At 63.6% G+C, this 23,414-nt stretch carries 21 protein-coding genes; 15 read left to right on the top strand and 6 right to left on the bottom strand.

What is annotated here, in order from left to right; translation table 11 throughout:
• Window positions 1–15: 15 nt before the first annotated feature.
• A complete protein-coding gene (locus tag VEC01_RS14730) occupies window positions 16–1,371 on the bottom strand; it encodes a M16 family metallopeptidase (RefSeq protein WP_414691453.1) in 1,356 nt (451 codons plus the stop codon).
• A gap of 6 nt (window positions 1,372–1,377) precedes the next feature.
• Window positions 1,378–2,745, bottom strand: a complete 1,368-nt coding sequence (locus VEC01_RS14725) for a M16 family metallopeptidase (protein ID WP_414691452.1) — start codon at window positions 2,743–2,745, stop codon at window positions 1,378–1,380.
• A 347-nt stretch (window positions 2,746–3,092) separates the two neighbouring features.
• Here VEC01_RS14725 and VEC01_RS14720 point away from each other — a divergent pair, with 347 nt between their 5' ends.
• The 13 genes from VEC01_RS14720 to VEC01_RS14660 all read left to right on the top strand — a co-directional run bounded on the left by VEC01_RS14720 (window position 3,093) and on the right by VEC01_RS14660 (window position 16,664).
• Window positions 3,093–3,944 (top strand): ion transporter, encoded by an 852-nt coding sequence (locus VEC01_RS14720; RefSeq protein WP_324901654.1) that lies wholly within the window; start codon window positions 3,093–3,095, stop codon window positions 3,942–3,944.
• Window positions 3,945–4,260: 316 nt separating this feature from the next.
• Window positions 4,261–5,106 carry an S-methyl-5'-thioadenosine phosphorylase gene (mtnP, locus tag VEC01_RS14715; protein ID WP_324901653.1) on the top strand — a complete coding sequence of 282 codons (846 nt, stop codon included), beginning with the start codon at window positions 4,261–4,263 and terminating at the stop codon, window positions 5,104–5,106.
• A 99-nt stretch (window positions 5,107–5,205) separates the two neighbouring features.
• Entirely contained in the window at window positions 5,206–6,171 is a 966-nt protein-coding gene (gene arsS / locus VEC01_RS14710; RefSeq protein WP_324901652.1) for an arsenosugar biosynthesis radical SAM (seleno)protein ArsS, read from the top strand.
• 27 nt (window positions 6,172–6,198) lie between these two features.
• On the top strand, window positions 6,199–8,415 hold the full coding sequence (locus VEC01_RS14705) for an FAD-dependent oxidoreductase (RefSeq protein ID WP_324901651.1): 2,217 nt from the start codon (window positions 6,199–6,201) through the stop codon (window positions 8,413–8,415).
• A gap of 2 nt (window positions 8,416–8,417) precedes the next feature.
• A complete protein-coding gene (locus VEC01_RS14700; RefSeq protein WP_324901650.1) occupies window positions 8,418–9,104 on the top strand; it encodes a TIGR04283 family arsenosugar biosynthesis glycosyltransferase in 687 nt (228 codons plus the stop codon).
• Complete coding sequence (locus VEC01_RS14695) at window positions 9,101–9,715, top strand: TIGR04282 family arsenosugar biosynthesis glycosyltransferase (protein WP_324901649.1); 615 nt, start codon at window positions 9,101–9,103, stop codon at window positions 9,713–9,715. The genes VEC01_RS14700 and VEC01_RS14695 overlap by 4 nt, the downstream gene beginning before the upstream one ends.
• Window positions 9,712–10,452, top strand: a complete 741-nt coding sequence (locus tag VEC01_RS14690; RefSeq protein WP_324901648.1) for a DUF3047 domain-containing protein — start codon at window positions 9,712–9,714, stop codon at window positions 10,450–10,452. Before VEC01_RS14695 ends, VEC01_RS14690 begins: the two co-directional genes overlap by 4 nt.
• Window positions 10,449–11,633: an FAD-dependent oxidoreductase gene (locus VEC01_RS14685; protein WP_324901647.1), complete on the top strand. Its 1,185-nt coding sequence runs from the start codon at window positions 10,449–10,451 to the stop codon at window positions 11,631–11,633. Before VEC01_RS14690 ends, VEC01_RS14685 begins: the two co-directional genes overlap by 4 nt.
• Window positions 11,603–11,893: a DUF427 domain-containing protein gene (locus VEC01_RS14680; protein ID WP_324901646.1), complete on the top strand. Its 291-nt coding sequence runs from the start codon at window positions 11,603–11,605 to the stop codon at window positions 11,891–11,893. The genes VEC01_RS14685 and VEC01_RS14680 overlap by 31 nt, the downstream gene beginning before the upstream one ends.
• Window positions 11,894–11,944: 51 nt before the next feature.
• Window positions 11,945–12,859 carry a sugar kinase gene (locus VEC01_RS14675; RefSeq protein WP_324901645.1) on the top strand — a complete coding sequence of 305 codons (915 nt, stop codon included), beginning with the start codon at window positions 11,945–11,947 and terminating at the stop codon, window positions 12,857–12,859.
• Window positions 12,860–12,961: 102 nt separating this feature from the next.
• Complete coding sequence (locus VEC01_RS14670; protein WP_324901644.1) at window positions 12,962–13,189, top strand: hypothetical protein; 228 nt, start codon at window positions 12,962–12,964, stop codon at window positions 13,187–13,189.
• A gap of 260 nt (window positions 13,190–13,449) precedes the next feature.
• Window positions 13,450–15,987 carry an NAD-dependent epimerase/dehydratase family protein gene (locus VEC01_RS14665; protein ID WP_324901643.1) on the top strand — a complete coding sequence of 846 codons (2,538 nt, stop codon included), beginning with the start codon at window positions 13,450–13,452 and terminating at the stop codon, window positions 15,985–15,987.
• A 5-nt stretch (window positions 15,988–15,992) separates the two neighbouring features.
• Entirely contained in the window at window positions 15,993–16,664 is a 672-nt protein-coding gene (locus VEC01_RS14660; RefSeq protein WP_324901642.1) for a trehalase-like domain-containing protein, read from the top strand.
• A 276-nt stretch (window positions 16,665–16,940) separates the two neighbouring features.
• Here VEC01_RS14660 and VEC01_RS14655 read toward each other — a convergent pair whose 3' ends face one another.
• The 4 genes from VEC01_RS14655 to VEC01_RS14640 form a co-directional block, all read right to left on the bottom strand.
• The gene (locus tag VEC01_RS14655) at window positions 16,941–17,975 is read right to left on the bottom strand and encodes a methyltransferase (RefSeq protein WP_324901641.1); all 1,035 of its coding nucleotides are present in this window, start codon (window positions 17,973–17,975) and stop codon (window positions 16,941–16,943) included.
• A 32-nt stretch (window positions 17,976–18,007) separates the two neighbouring features.
• Window positions 18,008–18,730, bottom strand: coding sequence for a LysE family translocator (locus VEC01_RS14650; protein ID WP_324901640.1), 723 nt, complete (start codon window positions 18,728–18,730; stop codon window positions 18,008–18,010).
• 56 nt (window positions 18,731–18,786) lie between these two features.
• The gene (locus VEC01_RS14645; RefSeq protein ID WP_324901639.1) at window positions 18,787–20,334 is read right to left on the bottom strand and encodes an alpha/beta fold hydrolase; all 1,548 of its coding nucleotides are present in this window, start codon (window positions 20,332–20,334) and stop codon (window positions 18,787–18,789) included.
• Window positions 20,335–20,740: 406 nt separating this feature from the next.
• Window positions 20,741–21,640 carry a LysR family transcriptional regulator gene (locus tag VEC01_RS14640; RefSeq protein WP_324901638.1) on the bottom strand — a complete coding sequence of 300 codons (900 nt, stop codon included), beginning with the start codon at window positions 21,638–21,640 and terminating at the stop codon, window positions 20,741–20,743.
• 160 nt (window positions 21,641–21,800) lie between these two features.
• Between VEC01_RS14640 and VEC01_RS14635 the strand changes: the two genes are divergently transcribed.
• Together VEC01_RS14635 and VEC01_RS14630 are read left to right on the top strand one after the other, a co-directional pair.
• Window positions 21,801–22,187, top strand: coding sequence for a DoxX family protein (locus VEC01_RS14635; protein ID WP_324901637.1), 387 nt, complete (start codon window positions 21,801–21,803; stop codon window positions 22,185–22,187).
• A gap of 760 nt (window positions 22,188–22,947) precedes the next feature.
• Complete coding sequence (locus VEC01_RS14630; RefSeq protein WP_324901636.1) at window positions 22,948–23,385, top strand: GNAT family protein; 438 nt, start codon at window positions 22,948–22,950, stop codon at window positions 23,383–23,385.
• Window positions 23,386–23,414: the final 29 nt, after the last annotated feature.

Here is a 23,414-nt window from a genome sequence, read left to right as displayed (position 1 = left end):
TCCTGTCGGTGTCGCTTACTCCGCCCCTACCACGACCGTCGCCAGCCGTTCCGGCCCGACTTTCCGGCGAAAGGCCGCCTGGACGTCGGCCGCTGTCACGCGCGCAATCTTCTGGGTCCAGGTGTCCAGGTAGTCGAGCGGCAGCCTGTAGAAGCCGATCACCGCAATGTTCTCCAGAATTTTGAGATTATTGTCCAGGCGCAGTGCAAATCCGCCGATCAGGTTGTCTTTCGCCGCCTGCAGTTCGTCCGCGGTCGGGCCGGTACGGATGAAGCCGGACATGGTGTCGCGCACGACCTGCAGCGCCTCGCTGGTCTGCGACTTGCTGGTTTGCATGCTCACTTCGAAAGGACCCTGCTGGGCGAGCGGAAGGAAATAGCTGTGCACGCTGTACGCCAGCCCGCGCTTTTCGCGCACCTCGTGCATCAGCCGCGATACAAAGCCGCCTCCGCCGAGAATGTAGTTCCCCACGGTGAGCGGAAAGTAGTCGGGATCGCCGCGCTCGAGTGCGGGCGCGCCGATCAGGATGTGGGACTGTGAAGCCGGGTGGGCAATCCTTTTCTCCTGCCGGTCCGTCGCCGGCACCGCAGGTAGCGCCTCCAGCGGTTCGCCCCGGGGAAGGCGTTCGGTCAAGCGCCTGGCAATCTGATCGGCTTCGTCTCTGGTGATGCTACCGATCATCGAGATGACGGCCCTGTCAGCGACATAATGCTTGCGGTGAAAAGCGACGAGATCGTCGCGGGTGACTGCGGCCACGCTTTCCGGCGTGGGGATGCTGCCGTAGGGATGTCTGCCGTATAGGAGGGGCCAGAATGCGCGGTTCGCGATCGTCTCCGGCTGGGTCAGCTCCTCTTTGATGGCGGCAATGATGCGCGCTTTGTCGCGCTCGAGCAGGCTTTGCGGAAAGCTGGGCTGCGCCAGTATCCTCCCCAGCACCGCCACCGCCTTGTCGCGCTGCTGCGGAGAGGATAGCGTGCGCAGGGTCATGCCGGCGCGGTCGTTGCCCGCGTTTCCGCCCCGCTGCGCGGCGATATCCGCAAACGCGTTGGATATTTGTGCCTCGGTCATCGCCGGTTCCGCCGGCGGTCCCGCGCTCTCTTGTATGCCGCGTGCGAGCATCGCGTTGGTGACCGATGCCGTGCCTGTCTTTCCGGGCGGGTCGCGCCGCGAACCGGCGTCGAATTCGACGCTGACGTCCAGGATCGGAATGGCGCGGCTTTCGACGAAAAGGACCCGTGCGCCATTGGCCAGCGTCCATGCCTGGATCTTGAGCGCGGCCTGCGCCGGAAAGCTGAGAGAGGCGAATACAAGAACGAGCAGGAGTTTCATGATGAGCATCGTCGCCGGCAGGATGGACTGGAATGGTTTCATCGCCTGTCAATGCCGCGATAGCGGCGCGGCCGGCTTCTTTTCGGTGAGCGGAAGCGGCACCAGCGTTGCCACCGTCAGGCTGTCATCGCCGAAATACTTTCCCGCCACCGCCTGTACCTGCGCGGCGCTGACCTGGCCGAGTTTTTCGATGATCCGGTCCAGCTTGGTGTGCGAAATGCCCGACATCTCCATCTCGCCGATTTCCATTGCCTGGCCAAAAGTGGAGTCGCGTTTGTAGATCTGGCCGGCGACCAATTGCGTCTTGACGCGATCTAGTTCTTCCTCGGACACGCCGTCGCTGGCGATGCGGGCGACTTCGGCGCGCAGACGCTTTTCCAGCTCGCTGGTGGTGACGTTCGCGGCCGGGACGCCCGCGAGCAGGAAAAGGGAGGGGCCGCGCGAAATGTTTCCATATTCCACTTCCGCCGAGTTCGCGACGCGGTCCACGCGCACGAGCTGCGCATTCAGGCGCGCGTTGTCGTAGCCGCCAAGCACCGCTGCCAGCACTTCAAGCGCGTAGGCGTCCTGGTCTTTCTCCACGTCGCGCAGCGTGGGCGCCTTGAACGCCAGCGCGACATAGGGATTCTCGGCCGGCGCTTTCACCGTCACGCGCCTTATTCCCGCTTGCGGCGCTTCGTCCTGGGGACGCGCGGCGCGCAGCGCCCGCGGCGGAATCGGGCCGAAATGCTTTCGCGCGAGGCGGCAGACAGCGCGCGGTTCGACGTCGCCGGCGACGACCATCGTTGCGTTGTTCGGCACGTACCACCGCTTGTACCAGTTCCTGGCATCCTCAACCGTCAAGTGTTGAAGATCGCTCATCCAGCCGATGATCGGATGGTGATACGGATGGGAAAAAAAGGCGGTGGCGTAAAGTGCCTCGTGCAGACGTGGGATCGGTTGATCGTCGGTGCTCCAGCGCCGTTCTTCCATCACGACCCGGATCTCCTGCGCGAATTCCTCCTTGGTCAACACCAGGTTGGACATGCGGTCGGCTTCCAGCGCCATGACCTGTTCCAGCCTCGACTTTTCCACCTGCTGGAAGTACGCGGTGTAATCGTGACTGGTGAACGCATTGTCGCGGCCGCCCAGCGCTGCCACGCGCTTGCTGAACTCGCCGGACTTGAGCTTCTTCGTTCCCTTGAACATCAGGTGCTCAAGCACATGCGCCACGCCGGTGATGCCGCTGTGCTCGTCCATCGAACCGACCTTGTACCAGACCATGTGGGCGACCGTCGGCGCACGATGATCCGCCTTAACGATGACCTTCATGCCGTTCTCCAGCCGGCATTCTGTTGCGTTTTCGGCAGCGCCGGCGTGGAGCGCCACGCCGACAAGCAAGCCAAGGAAGCAGGCAAAACGATAGCCGCGCATCATGTTCTTCCTGAAATTGGTCAAGGGAGCAGCGAACGTCGTCGTCCCGTTCCAGCCGCCGCCGGCACGGGGACGGGATGCAGACCGCAGCAGGCTGCAAGTCAGATGCCAGCACGCTAGCTCGAATCAGGCGCCGCAGGTGGGGGCTGTTTTCCCGCATTCATATGCGGCTGGGAAACGATTTTGAGCAAATATAAGTTACATGTCTTTTGTAAAGAACGCCCTTTTGACGTCGCGTGAAGCGGACGGCCTGCATATACCCTGCGACGCCGCCTCGCCATCCACCTTCAGGGATTTTCAACAGCTGTTTTTGCTCCAATAACAACGACCGGTCGAACCTGCGAGGAGCGGTGGAAGCGCGAAAGATACATTCGGCGAAAGACCCAGCAACCGGGAAGGCGAACCGGACTGCAGGCTTCGCACTTGCCAGGAACCGCCTGCAAATCCTGCATCGGCTGGAGCGGGCGCTGGAAACGCCGATGGCATTGCTTGGCGTCGTATGGCTCGGGCTGATGGTGGTCGAGCTGGTCCGGGGATTGGGGCCGGCAGGGGCGAACGCCGTGACCTTGATCTGGCTCGCTTTCATCCTGGACTTCCTGCTCCGCTTCGTGGTGGCGCCCCGCAAGCTGGCCTACCTCCGGCGGAACTGGTTCACGGCGGTCGCGCTGCTTTTGCCCGCGCTGCGCATGCTGCGTTTTGCACGCCTGTTCAGGGTTGTCGCCAGGCTGCGCAGCGTGCAGCTGATACGCATTCTCAGTTCGATCAACCGGGGCATGAAAGCCTTGGGAAAAACGATGCAGCGGCGTGGATTCGGCTACGTGCTTGCGCTGACCGTCATCGTGACCCTGGCCGGCGCGGCAGGAATGCTGTTCTTCGAGCGGGATGCGCCGGGCAGCGGATTGAACGATTTCTGGACCGCATTATGGTGGACGGCGATGATCGTGACGACCATGGGCAGCGAGACCTGGCCCAAGACGGCGGAGGGGCGCACGCTCTGCCTGTTTCTCGCGATATACGCATTTGCCGTGTTCGGCTATGTCACGGGGACGATCGCGACCTTTTTCATCGGCCGGGATGCAGAGGAGAGCAGCGTCCGGACCGCCCCGAAAGGCGAGCTTGATGCATTACGCGCCGAAATCGCCGCTTTGCGCCAGGAGCTCCGCGCCGCGCGACGTGATGGTCCGGCTGATGCAAACGGATAAAGACGCAGCCGGCCAGACGAACGCACGCTTCGGGCGCCTCGATGCTTTTCGGCGTGGCACCGGGCAATTTTCGATCGCGCCCGCCGGCGCGGATTCCCTGTTGGCCTGGCGCGAGGCCGACGCCACCTGCCGGAAACCACCTTCAAGACCTCGGAGGGGAAGATGAGCGCGAGCGATACCTTCGCGATGGCGAACGCCGGGTGCGCTTTCGGTTTGATGGAAATCAATGCCAGTAAGGAAACCGGAACCGACTGCGTGCAATGACTGGCAGGGTCACTAGCGGATCATCAACCGACGAAAACCACAGGAGTCACGCATGCTGGCAATCATAGGCGGAACCGGGGTGTACCAGATGGATGGAATGGAAGTGCTGGAAACCTTGCGAGTGGACACGCCTTTCGGCGAACCGTCATCGGCGGTCGTCAGAGGCGCGATAAGCGGCCGGGAGATGCTGTTCCTTGCGCGGCACGGCACCGGGCACCAGCATCTGCCGCACGAGATCAATTACCGCGCCAACGTCTTCGCGCTGAAATCGCTGGGCGCGACGCAGATCATCGGTATTTCGGCAGTGGGGAGCCTGCGCGAAGAGATCGCGCCGGGCGACCTGGCGGTTCCCACCCAGTATTTCGACTGGACCAGGGGAAGGCGTCCCTCCACCTTCTTTGGCGAAGGCATCGCCGCGCATATTTCCGCTGCCAAACCGGTCAGCAACAACATGGTGGAATGGATTGCCGGGCACGCGCGCAAGCTGGATATCCGCCTTCATGCCGGCATGACCTATGCCTGCGTCGAGGGACCGAGGCTAGGGACCCGCGCCGAAAGCCATTTCCTGCGCATGGCCGGCTGCGACCTGGTCGGGATGACCAATATCCCGGAAGTCTTTCTCGCGCGCGAGGCGCAGATCTGCTACGCCACGATCGGTATTGCCACCGACTACGACTGCTGGATGGAAGACCCGTCCATGCACGTGACAGCGAACTCCATCTTTGCCCTGTACCGCCAAAGCCTCCAGAAGGCCCAATCCTTGCTGCTCGCACTCTTTGCCGGCAATCTGCCCCCGGAAGAGCCGGAAATCCGCGGCGCTCTGGCGCATGCCTTGCTTACGCCAGAGCATGTACTGAGCGACCGGCAGCGATCCTGGTTGAAAGTCCTGCAACGTTGAACAGGCCGCGGGTTGGGCCAATTCCATCGTGGGCCAATTCCGTGTAAGGAAACGGGCCCGTTTCCGAATAACGTAGGACGACTGCCTTGAAAGCCTGTGATGCATGCGACTTTTCCGCTCCTGAAACAGACGGACTTCCCGCCGATCCGCCGCAAGACCCTCGACACGCTTCAGGTCAACCTCGGCTACAAGTGCAATCAGACCTGCCAGCACTGCCATGTCAACGCCGGGCCGAACCGCAAGGAAATGATGGATGCGGATACGATTGCGCTCGTACTTCGCGTGTTGCACGACCGCCGCTTGTCCACGCTCGACCTCACCGGCGGGGCGCCCGAGCTGAACCGGCATTTCCGCGATCTGGTGCGGCAGGCCAGGAAGCAGGGCGTACGCGTGATCGACCGGTGCAACCTGACGATCCTGTTCGAACCGGGCCATGAAGATCTGGCGGCATTCCTGGCCGAACAGCAGGTGGAGGTCACGGCTTCGCTTCCCTGTTATACCCCTTCAAACGTCGACCGCCAGCGTGGCGAAGGCGTCTTCGAGAAAAGCATCGCCGCCTTGCGCAAGCTGAATTCGCTCGGCTACGGCAGGGAAGAAGGCGCGCTGCGGTTAAGCCTGGTCTACAACCCTCTGGGACCTTACCTTCCTCCAGCCCAGCAGAAGCTGCAGGCAGACTACAAGCGGGAACTGGCCGAACATTTCGGCATCGCGTTCAACCAGCTCTATGTGCTGGCCAACATGCCGATCCAGCGTTTCGGCAGCATGCTTGTCTCCAACGGTCAGTTCCAGGGCTACATGAAGCTCTTGAAGGACAACTTCAGCGCGGGCAACCTTGACGCCGTCATGTGCCGCAACCTCGTCAGCGTGGATTGGCAGGGGTTTCTCTACGACTGCGACTTCAACCAGATGCTCGGAATGAACATGCACGGGCGCGGCGCGCCGCGCTTGCACCTGCGCGACCTGCTCGGCATGGATGTCGAAGGGATGCCGATTACGATTGCGAACCACTGCTACGGCTGCACCGCGGGGCAGGGCAGCAGTTGTGGCGGCGCACTGGTCGCATAAGCGGCCCGGCGTGCAGAGGGCAAGGAAATGAAATACAAAAAGCCGATTGTGCTGGCCTTGTTCGCCGCCGCGATCGGGCTCTATTTTTTCCTCGACCCGGGCCAGTACCTGAACCTGCAGTACCTCAAGCAGAGCCGGCAGGCGTTCCAGGCCTACTATGCGCAACAACCGGCCGCGGCGGTCATGGCGTATTTCGCGATCTATGTGCTGGTCACGGCCTTGTCGATTCCGGGCGCCGCGGTGGTGACCCTCGCGGGCGGCGCGCTGTTCGGCCTCTGGCTCGGCACCGTGGTCGTGTCTTTCGCGTCCGCCGCGGGGGCGACCCTCGCCTTTCTCGCGTCGCGGCATGTGCTGCGCGACTGGGTAACGGCCCGGTTCCGCAAGCAGTTCGACGCGATCAATGCGGGGATCGAACGCGACGGCATCTTCTACCTGCTGTCCCTGCGGCTGGTGCCGCTGTTTCCTTTCTTCGCGGTCAACCTGCTCATGGGCTTGACCGGCATGCGGACCCGGACCTACTACTGGGTGAGCCAGCTCGGCATGCTGGCCGGCACCGTGGTCTATGTGAACGCCGGCGTACAGCTCGGCCAGATCGACCGCCTGCAGGATGTGCTTTCCGCCGGCCTGATCGGCTCCTTCGTGCTGCTTGGCGTGTTTCCGCTCATTGCGAAAAAGATGCTGGATATTTACCAAAGCCGGCGGCTCTATCGCCGGTGGAAGAAACCTGCGGCTTTCGACCGGAACCTGGTTGTGATCGGCGCCGGCGCCGGAGGGCTGGTCACCAGTTACATCGCGGCCGCTGTAAAGGCGAAGGTGACCCTCATCGAGGGCGGCAAGATGGGCGGCGATTGCCTCAATTACGGTTGCGTGCCGTCCAAGGCTCTGATCAGGTCGGCGCGCTTCGTGCGGGACGCGAGGAACGCGGCTTCCCTCGGCATCGCGACGGCGCAGCTGGATCTGAATTTTGCCGAGGTGATGGCGCGCGTCCATCGCGTCATCCGGCAAGTCGAGCCGCACGATTCCGTGGAGCGCTATACGCGGCTCGGCGTCGAGGTCGTGCAAGGACGCGCCACGATCGTCTCGCCGTGGGAAGTGGACGTCAACGGGCGCCGGATTGCCACCCGGGCGATCGTCATCGCGGCCGGGGCGCAACCGATCGTCCCGCCGATTCCCGGGCTGGAGGAAACGGGTTACGTCACGTCCGACACGCTCTGGTCGCTGACGGCCTTGCCGGCGCGGCTGGTGGTGCTGGGCGGCGGGCCGATCGGATGCGAGCTGGCGCAGGCGTTCGCATCCCTCGGTTCGCAAGTCACGCAGATCGAACGCGGAAGCCGGATTCTGAGCCGCGAGGACAGCGAGGCAGCGGAATACGTGATGCGCTCGATGCGCGCCGACGGCGTGCAGATCCTGACCGGGCATGAAGCCATCCGCTGCGAACGGGAAGGCGACAGCAGGCGCCTTGTGGTGCGCCGCGTCGATGACGGGAAGGTAAACGCCGGGCAGGCGGAGAAGGCGATCGAATTCGATGTGCTGCTGTGCGCGGTGGGGCGCGTTCCCCGGACGGAAGGTTATGGCCTCGAAGAACTGGGAATTCCGCTGACCGCGCGCAAGACCATCGAAACTGATGCCACGTTGCAGACCCTGTACCCGAACATTTATGCGTGCGGCGACGTGGCCGGCCCCTACCAGTTCACCCATACCGCGTCGCATCAGGCATGGTATGCCGCGGTCAATGCGCTGTTCGGGCAGTTCAAGCGGTTCAAGGCGGATTACCGCGCCATTCCCCGCACGACGTTCACCTCGCCCGAGGTGGCGCACGTCGGCGTCTCCGAGCAGGATGCAAAGGAACAGCAGTTAGCGTACGAGGTGACGAAGTACGACCTTGCCGACCTCGACCGGGCAATTGCGGACGACGCTGCGAACGGCTTTGTCAAAGTGTTGACCGCGCCCGGCAAGGACAGGATTCTCGGCGTCACCATCGTTGGCGAGCACGCCGGAGAACTGCTCGCGGAATTTGTTCTTGCGATGAAGCACGGCCTGGGTTTGAACAAAATACTCGGCACAGTGCACAGCTACCCGACTTTGTCGGAGGCAAACAAGTATGCGGCCGGCGAGTGGCGGCGCCGGCACGCGCCGCAGCGCCTGCTGCAGTGGGTCGAGAAGTACCACGGCTGGCGGCGCGGGGAAGGCGTCTTGCGCGCCGGCGGAGAAAAGATTCCCGATGCCGCGGGAGGAAAATCGTGAGCATGGCCACACTCTCCATCGTCATTCCGGTGCTCAACGAGGCGGCCGCGATTCAGCACACGCTGCGCCGGCTGCGTGCGCAGCGATCTACGCATGGCGCAAGCATCGAAGTCATTGTCGTGGACGGCGGCAGCATGGACGACACGGTTGCGCTGGCCATGCCGCTTGCCGACAAGGTGCTGCATGCCGCTGCGGGCCGTGCGACGCAGATGAACGCCGGCGCCGCCGCGGCCAGTGCGGAGGTCTTGCTGTTCCTGCATGCCGACACGATTTTGCCGGAGCAGGGCGCGGCGCTTGTCATGGACGGTTTGCGGGCCGGCCGGCACGCCTGGGGCCGCTTCGATGTCCGCATTGCGGGCAAGCCCGCGATGCTGCGCGTCGTCGCCGCCTGCATGAACCTGCGTTCCCGGCTGAGCGGCATCGCAACCGGGGACCAGGCCATCTTCGTGAGACGGGAAGACTTTTGCGCGGTCGGGGGTTTCCCGGAGCAGCCCTTGATGGAAGACATTGAACTGTCGGCTCGCCTGAAGCTGCGGTCGCGACCGCTCTGCCTGAAGGAGAAGGTAACAACGTCCGGACGGCGCTGGGAAAGCAGGGGCGTGTGGCGCACGATCTTCCTGATGTGGTCGCTGCGCCTGCGCTACTGGATGGGAACCGATACGGCCAGCCTTGCGAGGGCCTACCGATGAAGGACGACTGCGCGATCATTGTTTTCGCGAAGGATCCGGTACCCGGGCATGCCAAGACGCGCCTGATTCCCGCGCTCGGCGCCGAAGGTGCAGCCCGCCTGGCCCTGCGCATGCTCCGCGAAACCCTGTCCTCGGCGGTTGCCGCCGGCGCGGGGCCGGTGGAATTGTGCTGCACGCCTGACCAGACCAGCGCTGTCGTCCGGGACGAGGCGGCGCGGCACGGTCTCGGATTGACTGCGCAGGGGGAGGGCGACCTGGGCGAGCGGATGTGCCGCGCGCTTGCGCGGCAACTTGCCGTTCACCCGCGCGCGATCGTGATCGGAACCGACTGCCCGACCCTGCATCCGCAGGTGCTGCGGCATGCGGCGCGCCTGTTACGGACAAAGCAGGCGGTATTCGCACCCGCGTCGGACGGCGGCTACGTCCTCGTCGGATTGGCCGCGCCGCTTCCCGCCTTGTTCCAGGATATCCCATGGAGCACAGGCGCGGTGATGGCGCGCACCCGCGAGCGGATCGCGCGGCTCGGCATTGCGGCCGCCGAGCTCCCCCTGATGCATGACGTAGACGAAGCGCAGGATCTTGTGCATGTGCCGACGGGATGGCTGGGATGATGACCGGCTATCTGCGTGCAGCCGCCATCTTCACGGGGCTGACGACGACAATCATTGCGAGTGCCGGGCCGGAGGTCCCGCGCTTTTCCGCCATGCCCCCGGGCGGTCCGGTTCTTGGCTGGGAAGCGCTGAAACCCGCGCCCAAGGCCAACGACACGCAGTACACGCTGGTACGCGAGGGCGGCCACACCGTGCTGAAGGCGCAGGCCGAGTCGGCGATGTCCGGGCTGCTTCACGTCATTCGTGTCGACGTGCAGCGCTACCCCTTGCTGCGCTGGCGCTGGAAAATCGCGGCGCCGCTCCAGACTTCGGATATGCGGACGAGGGCGGGGGACGACTATGCCGCGCGCATCTATGTGGTGTTCGATTATCCGTTCGACAGGCTTCCCTTCGGCACCCGCGCCGGAATCAGGCTGGCCGAATCCGTCTACGGCCAGAAGATACCGACTGCCGCGCTGAACTATGTGTGGGATAACCGGCAGCCGGTCGGCACCCTCCAGCCCAACACCTATACCGACCGTGCCCGCATGATCGTGGTCCGCAGCGGAGGCGAGCGGGCGGGGCAATGGCTTACCGAGACGCGCGACCTGGCCGCCGATTTCCGGGCGGCGTTCGGCGAAGAGCCGCCGGCGGTGGTGGCAGTCGCGCTGGCCACGGACACCGACAATACCGGAGAACGCGCAACCGCCTGGTACGGCGATATCGAATTCCTCCCGAGGGAGGCGGCGCCGCGATGACGCGACTTGTGCTTGTCGGCGCAGGGCACGCGCACGCCGAGGTGATACGGGAGCAGGCCAGGCGCCGCCGCGACGCCGGCCGTCTGCACATCGTGCTCGTATCGCCGCACCACACCGCGCCTTACTCCGGCATGATGCCCGGCTGGCTCGCCGGCCACTACGACTGGGACGAATGCTGCGTTGATTTTGCGCGTTTGTGCGAGCGCTCCGGTGCGACGCTCGTGCTGGACACCGCAACCGGCATCGACACCGCGCGCTCGCAAGTGATGCTGGCAAGCGGGCGCCGGCTCGATTTCGACTATCTGTCGCTGGATATCGGCTCCACCTCGCATCCGCCGGCGGCAGAGGGCCTCCTGACGCTGCCGATGCGGCCGCTCGATCACCTCAAGCAGCGCTGGAACCAGCTTCTCGACATCGTCGCGCGCTTGCCCGGCGGTGCGCCATTCCGCCTGCTGATGATCGGCGGCGGCGCCGCCGGCGTCGAAAGCGTGCTTGCCGCGCAGTACAGGCTGACCCGGCTCGCGCCGGGACGGAATCTCCGGTTTTCTCTGGCCACGCAAGGCGCGGAGCTGATCCCCGGGCAATCGCGTATCGCCGCGCGCCTGCTGCAAAAGCAACTCGAACAACGCGGCATCGCCATCCACTTTGGCTTTTCAGCCGATCGGATGGAACACGGCCGCGTGATCAGCGATTCCGGCGAAACCATCCGGACCGACGCGGTGCTGTGGGCGACCGGGGCGCAGGCGCATGCCTGGCCGAAGGAAAGCGGACTGGAGGTGGACGTCAAGGGATTCATCCGCGTGGACCGCACGTTGCGGTCGCGCTCGCATCCCGCGATCTTTGCGGCAGGGGACTGCGCCGCTTGGGAGCCGCAACTGCCGAAAGCCGGCGTGTACGCGGTGCGGATGGGGCCGGTGCTGGCGCGCAACCTGTTCGCCGTTGCCGAAGGCAGGCCGCTGGAAACCTTTCAACCGCAACGCCGTCACCTGGTATTGATCGGCACCGGCGCCAGCCACGCGGTCGCGTCCTGGAGCGTGCTCGGATGGCAGGGCGGCTGGGTATGGCGCTGGAAGCAGCGGATCGACCGGCGCTTCATCGAGAGGCACAACGGCGCCGGGAACTTAACAAGGGATGCAGTAAAGGAGAAGCCATGCCAACGGCAACATGGAACGGAACCGTGATCGCCGACGCCCCGGACGAGGCGGTCGAGATCGTAGAAGGGAATGTCTACTTCCCGATGCGCGCCGTCCGCCGGGAGTGCCTGCAACCAAGCGACAGGGTGACGGTCTGCCATTGGAAGGGCAATGCCAACTACTACGACGTGGTGATCGACGGCAAGGTCAACAAGGACGCGGCATGGACATACCGCGCACCGTTTGAGGCCGCGCGCCAGATTGCCGGATTCGTCGCGTTCTGGCATGGCGTTGAAGTCCGGCGCTGAGGCCGGCCATGCCGGGCGGCTTGCTGACGCGATATCACCGGGTAAAAGCAGATGAATGCGAACGAATGCTGGTTTATCGGAGAATGCATGATCGAACTTCGGCGGGCGGGCGAAGACCTGTTGCGCCAATCGTTCGCCGGCGACGTCTACAACACCGCGGTCTATTTCCACCGGTCAGCACCGTCCCGCCGCACCTGTTTCGTCACCGCGGCCGGCACGGACAACATGAGCCGGGCGCTGCTCGCGCAGGCAGGCAGGCACGGCCTCGACGTCGGGTACGTCGGAACCGCCGGCGCCAGACCGCCCGGCCTCTATCTGATCGAAGTTTCGCAGCACGGAGAGCGGTCGTTCCTTTACTGGCGCACCGAGTCCGCCGCGCGCCAGATGCTCGATCCGGCGCATCTCGACATGCTCCGTTCGCGCGTCGCCGCCTGCGGCCTGTTCTATTTCTCGGGAATCAGCCTCGCGATCCTGGATGATGACAGGCGCGGGCGGCTGCTCGCACTGGCTGCTTCGGTGAAGGCCAATGGCGGGTGGGTGGGCTTCGACAGCAACTATCGGCCCGGTTTGTGGCAGGGCAGGGAGGACGCGCGTCATTGGAGCCATTCCGCGCTCGCCGTGGCGACGCACGCGCTCGTCACGTTCGACGATGAAGCGCTGCTGCATGGAGATGCATCCGCAGCCGATACGGTCGCGCGCACCCTCGCCGGCGGCCCCGGGGAGGTTGTCGTGAAGCTGGGCAAGGAAGGGTGCCTGGTGCAAACTTCCGTGATGAACCGGATACTGGCCGTGCCCGCGGAAAAGGTCGATCCGGTCGATACGACCGCCGCAGGCGATTCGTTCAATGCCGCCTATCTCGGCGCCCGGCTCGGCGGCGCATCTCCCGGCGAGGCCGCGAAGGCAGGGGCGCGGCTGGCTGCCCGGGTGATAGGCGTAGCCGGAGCGATCCTCGATGAGGAAGGCTGAGTGCATCAGGCGGCTCCTCGGCGTCCGCTCTGTCAGAGCGGCAATATCAAACCCGGGCGGATGACGGGTGTCTAACGCTGACTGTTCTGGACGGAGGATGTCATGACGCTGAGTACAACCCAGGGTTCGATCTGGAAAATGGTCACGCAGGTCTATGGCCAGTGGGACCCGGACTGGAACCGGCTGATGCCCGAAGCCGAGCTGCAGAAACTTCTGCCGGCCGTTCCCGCAGACGTGCTCGATGACACGCTCGAAACCGCAGCCCGCGACCAGCTTGCAGAACTTGGGAATGTGGGTGAAGAAAGGGCATTCCGGCCGGTCCAGCGGTAGAGGCGATTCCCGCAATGACGGGCGGCAAGGCTAAGGGGCGCGCTTTGGTTTTCCCTTCGATCGGCGTTGCGCACCGCTCCGGCACTCGAGCGCGGCGCGGGGCTGCGGCAACGCTGTAATTCTTGCAAACGAGTGGAACATTTGTGCAAAACGAATGAAGCAAGGAAACAGCGGCCGTGCCGGCTTTCCCTGGCGCTGCATTCGATCAAAATGGCATGCATTCTGCCTGCGGCCCGTGTGATCGACAGCAGGAGGACAGAATGGCTTCCCAGAAACCCGTCGTGTTGATTACCGGCGCCGAAGGGCGCATCGGCAGTGTGATCGCGGCCGCGCTGGAGGATAAGTACACGGTTGTCGGCTTCGAGCGCAAGTGCAAGGGCGATCACTGCATCTCTGTCGACATTACCTCGGACGAGGCGCTTGCCAGCGGATGCCATGATCTCCGCCAACGTTACGGCAACCGGATTGCGTCCGTCATCCATCTCGCGGCCTTTTATGATTTCTCGGGTGAACCGCATCCGATGTACGACGAAGTCAACGTCAAGGGCACACGCCGCCTGCTGCGGGCCCTGCAGTCCTTCGACGTCGAACAGTTCATCTATGCCAGCACCATGCTGGTCCATGCGCCTACCGAGCCCGGACAGCCGATCAACGAAGACTCGCCGCTCGCGCCTGCCTGGCCCTATCCCCAGTCGAAACTGGATGCCGAGCGCATGGTCGCCGGAGAACGCGGCCATATTCCCGCGCTGATCCTGCGCATTGCCGGAGTCTACACGGACCAGTGCGAAGTGCCGTCGCTCGCAAACCAGATCCAGCGCATTTACGAACGGCAGATGCTCAGCCGCGTATTCCCCGGCGACCCGACCCACGGGCAAGCGTTTGTCCACGTCGAAGACGTCGCCGGCGCGGTGCGCGCCGCGGTGGACCGGCGCGCGCGGCTGCCGGAAGAAACGGCATTGTTGATCGGCGAACCGGTGACGGAAAGCTATGAGGCGCTGCAGAACCTGATCGGCCGTCTCGTGCACGGCCAGTCCTGGGAGACACGCCGGATTCCCAAACCGGTGGCGACCACCGGCGCATGGCTGCAGGACAAGATGGAAGACGTGATCCCGGACGCGATCGACCGCGGCATCGAGCCCTTCATCAAGCCCTTCATGGTCGATCTCGCCGACGACCACTACGAACTGGACATCTCGCGCGCGGAACGCCTGCTTGACTGGCGTCCGCAACACAGCCTGCGGCGCGCGCTGCCCCTGATGGTGGGCGAATTGCGCCATGACCCTGCAGCCTGGTACAAGCGCAACAAGATTCCGCTGCCGCTATGGATGGAGGAAACGCGTGACGAAACGACACCCAGCCCGGCGGAGATTGCGGAGTACCATGCGCTGGACCGCTTCGAGCACCAGCAGACGTTGTGGTGCCATTTCGCCAACGTGGCGCTCGGGCTGTGGCTGATGAGCAGTCCCTTTGTGTTCGGACTGGCGCAGAACTGGATGGTGCCGGGCACGCCGATCACTCCGACCGGCCGCGGCCTGGCCTACTCCGACACCTGGATGACGCTGAGCGAGGTGGCGACCGGCGCGCTGATCGTCCTGTTCGCCTTGGTGTCGCTGTCGCGGGACGCCGGCTGGGCGCGATGGACCGTATCCGGCCTCGGCCTGTGGCTGTTGTTTGCGCCATTGCTGTTCTGGACGCCGAGCGCGGCGGCCTATGCGAACGATACGCTGGTCGGCGCGCTGGTCATCGTATTCGCCGTGGCGATTCCGTCGGCGCCCGGCATCAACCCGATTGCACGCGTGTCGGGACCGGACACGCCGCCCGGATGGGACTACACGCCATCGGGCTGGACCAACCGGCTGCCGATCATCATCCTCGCCTTCGTCGGCCTGTTCATCTCGCGCTATCTGGCCGCGTTTCAGCTCGGCCACATCGAGGCTGCCTGGGATCCGTTCTTCGGCGATGGCACCGAGCGCATCGTCACCTCTTCGGTCTCGGAGGCGTGGCCGGTGGCCGATGCCGGCCTGGGCGCCACGGTATATGTGCTCGAAATCCTTACCGGCATCATCGGCGACAAGCGCCGCTGGCGGACCATGCCGTGGCTGGTGCTGGCATTCGGCATCCTGATCGTTCCCCTGGGCGCGGTCAGCGTGTTCTTCATCATCATCCAGCCCATCGTGATCGGCACATGGTGCACGCTGTGCCTGGTCGGCGCGCTGGCCATGCTGCTGCAGATCCCGTATTCCTTCGACGAGATCCTTGCCACGCTGCAGTTCCTGAAGGCGCGCCGCAGGCAGGGCCGGCCATTGTGGTACCTGCTGTTGCGCGGCGATACGGTCGCCGGGGGCAGCGCGGACTATGCGGACAATTTTGAGTCCTCGCCGGGTGCCATCCTGCGGGAGATGTTCATTACCGGTGTCAGCGCACCGTGGACGCTGCTGGCCAGCACGGCCGTCGGCGTCGTGCTGATGTGCACCCGGCTGCTGTTCGATACCGCCGGCGCCGCCGCCAATAACGACCATATCGTCGGTTCCCTGGTGGTGACGTTCTCGATCATGGCCTGGGGCGAGGTCGCGCGCCCGCTGCGCTTCGTCAATATCGGCTTTGGCCTCTGGCTGCTGGCGTCCCCCTGGATCATTGGCGGATACGCCGGGGTGGCGGCGGTCGCATCCGTGTTGTTCGGCATTGCCCTGGTCTTCATGGCGATTCCGCCCGGACGCATTGCCGCGCATTTCGGCAGCTGGGACAGGATTGCGCGGCTGCGTGTTCCTCTCCATGTGCCGCGTCATGCGCGCGCCTGACGACGATGACCGACGACCGGTATCCTGCGATCGCCGACTACGGGCTGCTCAGCGATTGCCACTGCAGCGCGCTGGTTTCGAAGCAGGGCTCGGTCGACTGGTGCTGCATGCCGTGCTTCGACGACGACTCCAGCTTCGGCCGGCTGCTGGACTGGGACAAGGGCGGGCACTGCAGCATCGCGCCGGCGGGACCATACACTTCGGAACGGCAATACGTCGCCGGCACGATGATCCTGGAAACGTACTTCCGGACCGAACACGGCACGGTCCGCCTGACCGACTTTCTCGCCATGGACACCCCGGAAAATCCGCACTACGACCTCGTGCGGATTGTGGAAGGCCTGGCCGGCGAGGTGGAAATGCGGGTGCAGGTGTGCCCGCGATTCGACTATGGCGAAATCGTCCCGCGCATGGTGCGCCACGGGGACAGCCTCTACACCGCCATCGGCAGCAACCAGGGCCTGCTCATCCGTTCCGACATGCCGCTCGATGTCGCCGGGCACGCCGACCTCTGCAGCAGTGTGCGCCTGCGCGCCGGACAACGCGCCCGGCTGGCGGTGCAGTTCGCATTTCCGGAACGGATCGATTGCGTGATATCGGAGGATGGCATCCGCGCCGACGAGCTCGACCGTTCGCTCGAGCGCAACCGTCAGTGCTGGTCCATCGAGCTTGCATAGGTTGACATGGATAGGAGGATTTTGTCTCGCCCGGCAAAATGCCGAATAAGGACGGGCACTGGGTAGGCCACGTCAGCATGATGCAGTTCTGGAAACTGCCGGAAGGGGCAAAAGCCTGGTTGCCTTGAAGACGGGATGAGACAGTGGCGAGAGGTCCGCCGCCTTTGTGCGGGCACATTTGTGCCGCACCGGTTCGAGATGGGAGGGGCGCCCCATCTCGAACTGTGCCCGCCCGTCAATGCCGCTTCCCGCTCGCTATCCTGCCGCAACCCGACTTCATTTGTAGGCAACCGCTGCGCTTGCCGCTCCAGCCAGCGGGATGATCTCCACCTTCCGGAAGCCGGTGCTGCGGCACCATCCTTCAAAATCCCGGCCGGTGAAGTCGAAGGCGTCGCCGAATTCGATGAGCATGTTCAGGGACATCATCAGGCCAAAGGCATTCTCGCGGCGCGCGTCGTCGATCAGGTTCTCGATCGCGACGAAGGCGCCGCCTTCAGGCAAGGCGTCGTAGGCGGCGCGGATCAGATGCATCTTCTTGTCGAGATTCCAGTCATGCAGGATCATCCCCATGGTGATGACGTCGGCGCGCGGCAAGGGCTCAGCGAGGAAATCGACGGAAACCGCCTTCACGCGGTCGTCCAGGTCCGCAGCAGCGATCTTTCGCGTGGCGATCGGCGTCACGACCTGCAGGTCGGCCGTGGTGCAGCGCATATGCTCGTGTTCGCGCGCCACAATGAGCGATAGCTGACCGGTGGCGCCGCCGACGTCGCAAAGGGTTTTGTATCCGGAAAAATCGAACTTGCTTGCAAATGCCTGAAAGTTCGCGAGCGAGATTCCGCTCATCGCGTCCATGAACTGTTCCAGGCGTTTGGGATCACGATACAGCTCCTCGAACATCGGCTTGCCGCTGTGCTTCACTTCGTTTTGCGGACGCCCGGTCCGCAGCGCCTCCGTCAAGTCGCCCCAGAAGGGATAGAGCCTTGCGTTGGCCATCTCCAGAATTCCGCCGATATAGGACGCGCTGTCGCGGTCCAGGAAGTGCGCGGCTTCGCTGGTGTTGCGGTAGCGCGCGGCCGCGCCTTCGCCGTCGCGTTCCAGCAGCTTCAACGCAACCAGGGCGTCGAAGAAGTCCGGGGTGGCCCGCGGATGCAGACGGAGTGCGTCTTCCAGCGCCTTTCCTGTCATGCATCGTTTTCCGAGCACGGTAAAGAGGCCGATTTCGACGGCGCTGAGCAGTGTCTTGGATGGCCAGAATCCGAAGCCGATGTCGAGGATGCGGGCTGGCGTGGCGGTAGCGGTACCGGTACTCATGATGGTCCTCTCAAGCAGTTGAACAGGGGGGCTTACTTCCAAAGCATAAAGATGGTTGTCGCAGTCAGGATCGAGACGCAGCGGTTGATTCGCCGCAGCGCGAGCGGATTGCGCAGCGCATGCCGAATGGCTGCGCCGAACAACACCCACGCGAACAGGACGGGTGCGGAAAAGAGCATGAACAAGATGCAGAGGACGGCCTGGGCCGCATGGCTTGTCGCGCTTTCCGCAACCGCGGTGACGACAGTAATCGCAATCAGCCATGCCTTCGGGTTGACGAACTGGAATACCAGCGCATGCGCGAGCGGCATCGGCGCCGCGCATGCTGCCTCGGTCGTGCTTGCGGCGTTCCAGAGTTTGCGTGCCAGCCCAAGGAGGTAGACGGTGCCGACCAACCGCAGCAGCCAGAGAATGCGTGGTTCGGCAAGGACCATGGCTTGCAGTCCGGCGGCAATGGCGGCCAGCAGGAGTGCGAAGCCGATCAGGATGCCTGCGAATTGCGGCAGCGAGCGTCGCACGCCGAACGCCAGGCCGGAAGCCGCCAGCATCACGGTGTTGGGCCCGGGCGTTGCGGTAATGAGCGCGGCAAACGCCGCCAGCGAGAGAATGGTGCTTGTTTCCATTGCAATGCCTCTATGCGGAAACTGTTGCAGATTGGAGAGTAGGTGCCGGTGGTGCGGGGCAGGGAATGAGTCCGCCCGTTGGAACAAACGATACGGAATCGTGGGCCGGCGGGCATCCACAGAAAGAGCCATTTCGCAATGGCTCTTTCTGCTAGCGGGAGGGGGAGGGCTCTGGCGAGGCGAGCCGTTCAGGCGCCGAGCATGCTCATTACGGCGGCTGCGGCGGCCCGGTTGGACAGGTCGAGCTTCAACAGGATGTTGGCGACGTGGCGCTTGACCGTGTGCTCGCTGAGATGGAGCCGGTCAGCGATCATGGCATTGGTCAGGCCGAGCGAGATCAGCGTGAGAACTTCCTTTTCGCGCGCGCTCAGCGATGCGAACTTCGTCCTCAGTTCCTCGGTGCCGCTGGCAGCGGGGCCGGCACTGCCTGCCGTGAAGACGGGAATCTGACGGTTGTCGAGTTCCAGTGTCGTCCTGGAGTCCGTATAGCTCAGGCCGGCTCCGACAGTAAGATCCCGCACCACGCCGGTGACCAGCACTTGCGGCGTGGTGGCGCTGAGGGCGAGTTGGCGTGCGAGCTGCACCGTTACGCCGCTGACTTTGTCGCCGCGCTTTTCGGCTTCTCCGATGTGGACGCCGCATGCAAGCGGGACGCCATGTTCCGCCGCGTCCTGCAGCAAGGTGGCCGCGCATTGCACGGCACGCGCCGGACCATCGAACCAGCCGTAGATTTCTTCATTGGAGGAGAAGAACGGCACGCCGCGGTTCGAGGAAATTGCGCTGCCCGCTCGCTGCCGGAGGTCGGCGAGTTTGCGTTCCCACTCGGCGTCGCCCCACTTGATCGCCATGGCGACCGGATCCTTGATTGCTGCCGCCATGACCGTGACGAGCACGGTCTTGTCGCTGGACGCAGGGCGGTTACCGGTTACGAATTCCTGGATTTCGCTCGTGAGGGCGTCGACGTCGCCGGCGAAGAACAGGTGGTCGCGCCCCTCCAGTTCCACATACCGCGCGCCGCCGATGCTTTCGGCCAGGCGGCGGCCGGAAGATGCGGACACGCGGGTATCGTCGCGTCGATGAAGGATCAGCGTGGGAACCCGGATCGATGCCAGAAGGTCGCCGACGTTGATTTCGGCGTTCATTCTTACCAGCGAGACGGCGGCGGTCGGGCTCGCCGAGTGGCGTTCGTAGCGCGCCCACCAGCCGACCATGCGTTCGTCGTCGCTGAGGCTGGGCGCGAAATAGCGCAGGCTTGCGCCCGTGCCCCAGCCGTTCTCCATGGCCTCGAGGTAGCTGGCCAGCCCGGTACGGTCGAGCACGTCCGGGTGGAACCGGGAGTAGGTGCCGTACAGGACCAGCGCGCGCGTGCGATGCGGGTAGGTCGCGGCGAACAGCATGCTCATCGGCCCGCCTTCGGACACGCCGATCAGCGCGGCGCTTTTCATCCCTGCCGCATCCATGACCGCGCGGACGTCATCCATCCGCGCCTCGAGCGTCGGCAGCGCATTGCTCGGCACTCTGTCGCTCAAGCCCGTTCCTCGCTTGTCAAAGACGACGAGCCGGGCAAAGCTTGCAATATTTTCAAGCAGGCGCTGGAATCCGGAATGCTCCCATTGCAGGTCTACATTCGATACGAATCCGGGGACGAGCACGATATCGATTGGTCCCTTTCCAATCACCTGGTAAGCGATGCGGTGGGCTCCGCTTTTCGCGTATTGCGTCGTAGGAATGGTCATCGGAACCGTTGAGCTGACAAAGCAGGATCGGGCGAAGGGGTGTCGCCGGCATTGCCATTGTAGAGTTGGCGGGCACGCTGCCACAAGGACGGAAAGCTGCACTCTCGGAGGCATCGCTGCGTCGCACATCGGTCGTCAAGTGCGCGGCAGTCCATCCCGCCCTGACCAGCCCCGTCGCTTCCCGCTCCGGGAGGAGGTTTCGCGGGCGCAGGATGTTTTTTCCCCTGCCGTGAGATAGATAGGACGCCAGGAAATCCAGTGATTACCGTATGGAATGGATCATCTCGGCGCTAAAGGCCGGCATCGCACACATCCGGCCCTTGAGACCCAGAACCTTGCAGCTGCCCAGGCAGCGATGTGTTTCCGCGCGCTTTAGCACGCACTGCCTGCCGCCTGCATCGGCGAACTACCGCCTCGCGGCGAATTCAGCTTCCAGCGCCAGCATGAACGCTCGCGTTCGCGACGGCAGCAGTTTGCGTCCCGGCGTAACCACCCAGGCCTGCACCGGTGCAAGACTCCACTTCGGTAGTACCCGGACCAGGCGTCCGGACGCCAGATGCGGTTGGGCCATGTAGTCATCGATCGGTGCGATACCTGCGCCCTCGAGGGTCATGCGCAGGATCAGCTCCGGCGAATTGATCAGCACGCGCACGCCCGGCGCGCATTTCACCCGTTCTGCCCCACGGCGCAACTCCCATGCCGCCGCATCACTGCCGTGTGCATGCAGGTGGACGCCATCGTGTGCCTGCAACGCTTCCGGCGTGGCCGGCAAACCCTTGCGCGCCACGTAAGCTGGAGATGCATACAACGCCGTGCTCAGTCGTACGAGCGGCCGCGCCACCAGCATCGCGTCATCGGCAAGCTCGCCCATGCGAATCGCAAGGTCGTAGCCTTCGGCAACGAGATCGATGATGCGCGGAGAAAGGTCGAGTTCCAGCGTGATGCCCGGGTGCTGCGCCGAGAAGCGCGTCAGGAAGGAGGCCAGCAACAGGTTTGCAAAGTCGCTTGGCATCGTTACGCGCAGGCGCCCGGTTGGACGCGTCTGGCGGCTTTGCGCGAGGACGGATGCGGCCTCGGCTTCGGCGGCGATCGACTGGCCATGCGCCATTACCAGGCGACCGAAATCGGTAACCGTCAGACGGCGCGTGGTGCGGACGAGAAGGCGCTCACCAAGCCGGGTCTCCAGTTCCGATAATCGACGCGACAAGGTGGATTTCGGCATGCCGAGCCGTTCCGCCGCTTCAGTGAAGCTCTCCGTCTCGGCCACGCAGGCGAAAAGCACCAGATCTTGCGCATCGACAATCATGAGGTTTGTCCTGTAAATGGAACAAAGAAGGCCATTTTATGTATTTATCATCGTTTTCGGAACGCCTAAGATGTTTTCACTGCTTGCGCCGGCGATCCCGAAGGCTACGTGCCGGAAGGGCCGGCCCATCCCCGAGTTCAATTACCGCCTGGAGGAAACCATGGCACATCAATCCACATTGCAATACACCGTCGGCCGCATTGGCATCGCCAGCCTTTTCATCGTCTCGGGCATCCTGAAGGCTGCATCGTTTTCGGACACCGCCGCCTGGATGTCTTCCAGCGGTCTGCCCTTCGCATCCGCCTTGCTTGTCGCGACCCTGGCCCTCGAGATCGGGGGCGGCTTTGCACTCGCCGCAGGCATTCGCACGCGCATGGTCGCCGTGGCATTCGCGGCCTTTCTGGTCCCGGCAACACTACTGTTCCACCAGTTCTGGGCCGTGTCCGGCGAAGCATCGGCAGAACAGCTCAACCACTTCCTGAAGAATTTCGCGCTGCTGGGCGCCATGCTGGTCCTGGCCGCCACCGCGTCGCCGCAGCAGAAATGATTTCCCTCCCTGACCCTATTGCCGGCCATTCACCGAAGGAACGAATACGATCAGGATCCTCGTTCTCCACTATTCGTCCTGTGGCCATATGGTGGCAATTGCCGAAGCAGTCGGCCGATGTCGGGATTAAAGCTGTTCTTGCCCTGCTCGCACCTTGTTACTGCTGAAGCATTCCCTCTTATTTATCGTACTTGTTCAAATGATTGGCTCAACGGATCTTTACCCACAAATTCGCGACACATTTGCGACAAATAGCTGGCCAGAATTGGTTATCATGCAACGCCAATTTACATTCTTTCAGAATGATGAACCGGGCGGTCCCCTGACGGTTCCGGTTGGACTGGCTATCTGTCTGCCGTCCCGTCCAACGCGCCCTTGGTCCAGCGGGCCCTTCCGGTACACGTTGACCACGGCGACGTCATTCTGGATATCGCTCCGCTGCAAGGAGGGGCGCATGCTATTAGTCGGTGCCACCGGATATGTGCAGAATGCTGCAGGGGGCAGTATCTCGGAGGAGGCAGCACCGTTGCTGACCGTCACCGAGGTGAGAGGCCGGCTGGTGAAGCATCGCCGCGCCAGCGGGTTCGCCCCACAATCAATTGCGCTCACTGGCGCCGTGGAAGGCCGATTGGCTGCTTGGCGGCCTGCTCAACGGCAACGCCAGCCACACGGCCGACAATGACCCGGCGCTGCTATGTGCCGCCGGCTTCGTACGGTAGATTGCGGTATAAGAACTACCCCATGAGGTACTTCGATAAAAATGAAGCTTATTCCAATTACTGCAGAAGTCGCGTCGCGTCCTGAGGTGAAGGATTCGGACTTCCTCTCGGGACTGTGTATTGCCACCTTGTCCCTGTATCCGGAGGGTATTCCTGAGATGCCATGGGCGGGCTATCTGGCCGAGGAGAACGGCATGCTGGTGGGTACTTGTGCATTTAAGACGCCGCCTGTATCAGGGCGCGTCGAGATTGCGTACTTCACATTTCCCGGATTCGAGGGAAGGGGCGTCGCAACGCGGATGGCTCGGAACTTGATCGCGTTGACCGAGCAGCACGGTGTGACGCAGGTGAAGGCGCAAACCCTGCCTGAAACGAACGCTTCGGCCTGGATCCTCAAGAAATTGGGGTTCAAACGTATCGGCACAGTCCATCATCCAGAAGATGGTGATGTTTGGGAATGGCAACTCGACAACAGCTGACGCCCTGTATGCCGGTTGGAACCAGCGTC

It is taken from the genome of Noviherbaspirillum sp., assembly GCF_035627455.1.
GTDB lineage: Bacteria > Pseudomonadota > Gammaproteobacteria > Burkholderiales > Burkholderiaceae_D > Noviherbaspirillum.
The sequence above is the reverse complement of the archived record's forward strand: the minus strand, read 5'-3'. Positions and strand labels throughout refer to the sequence as shown.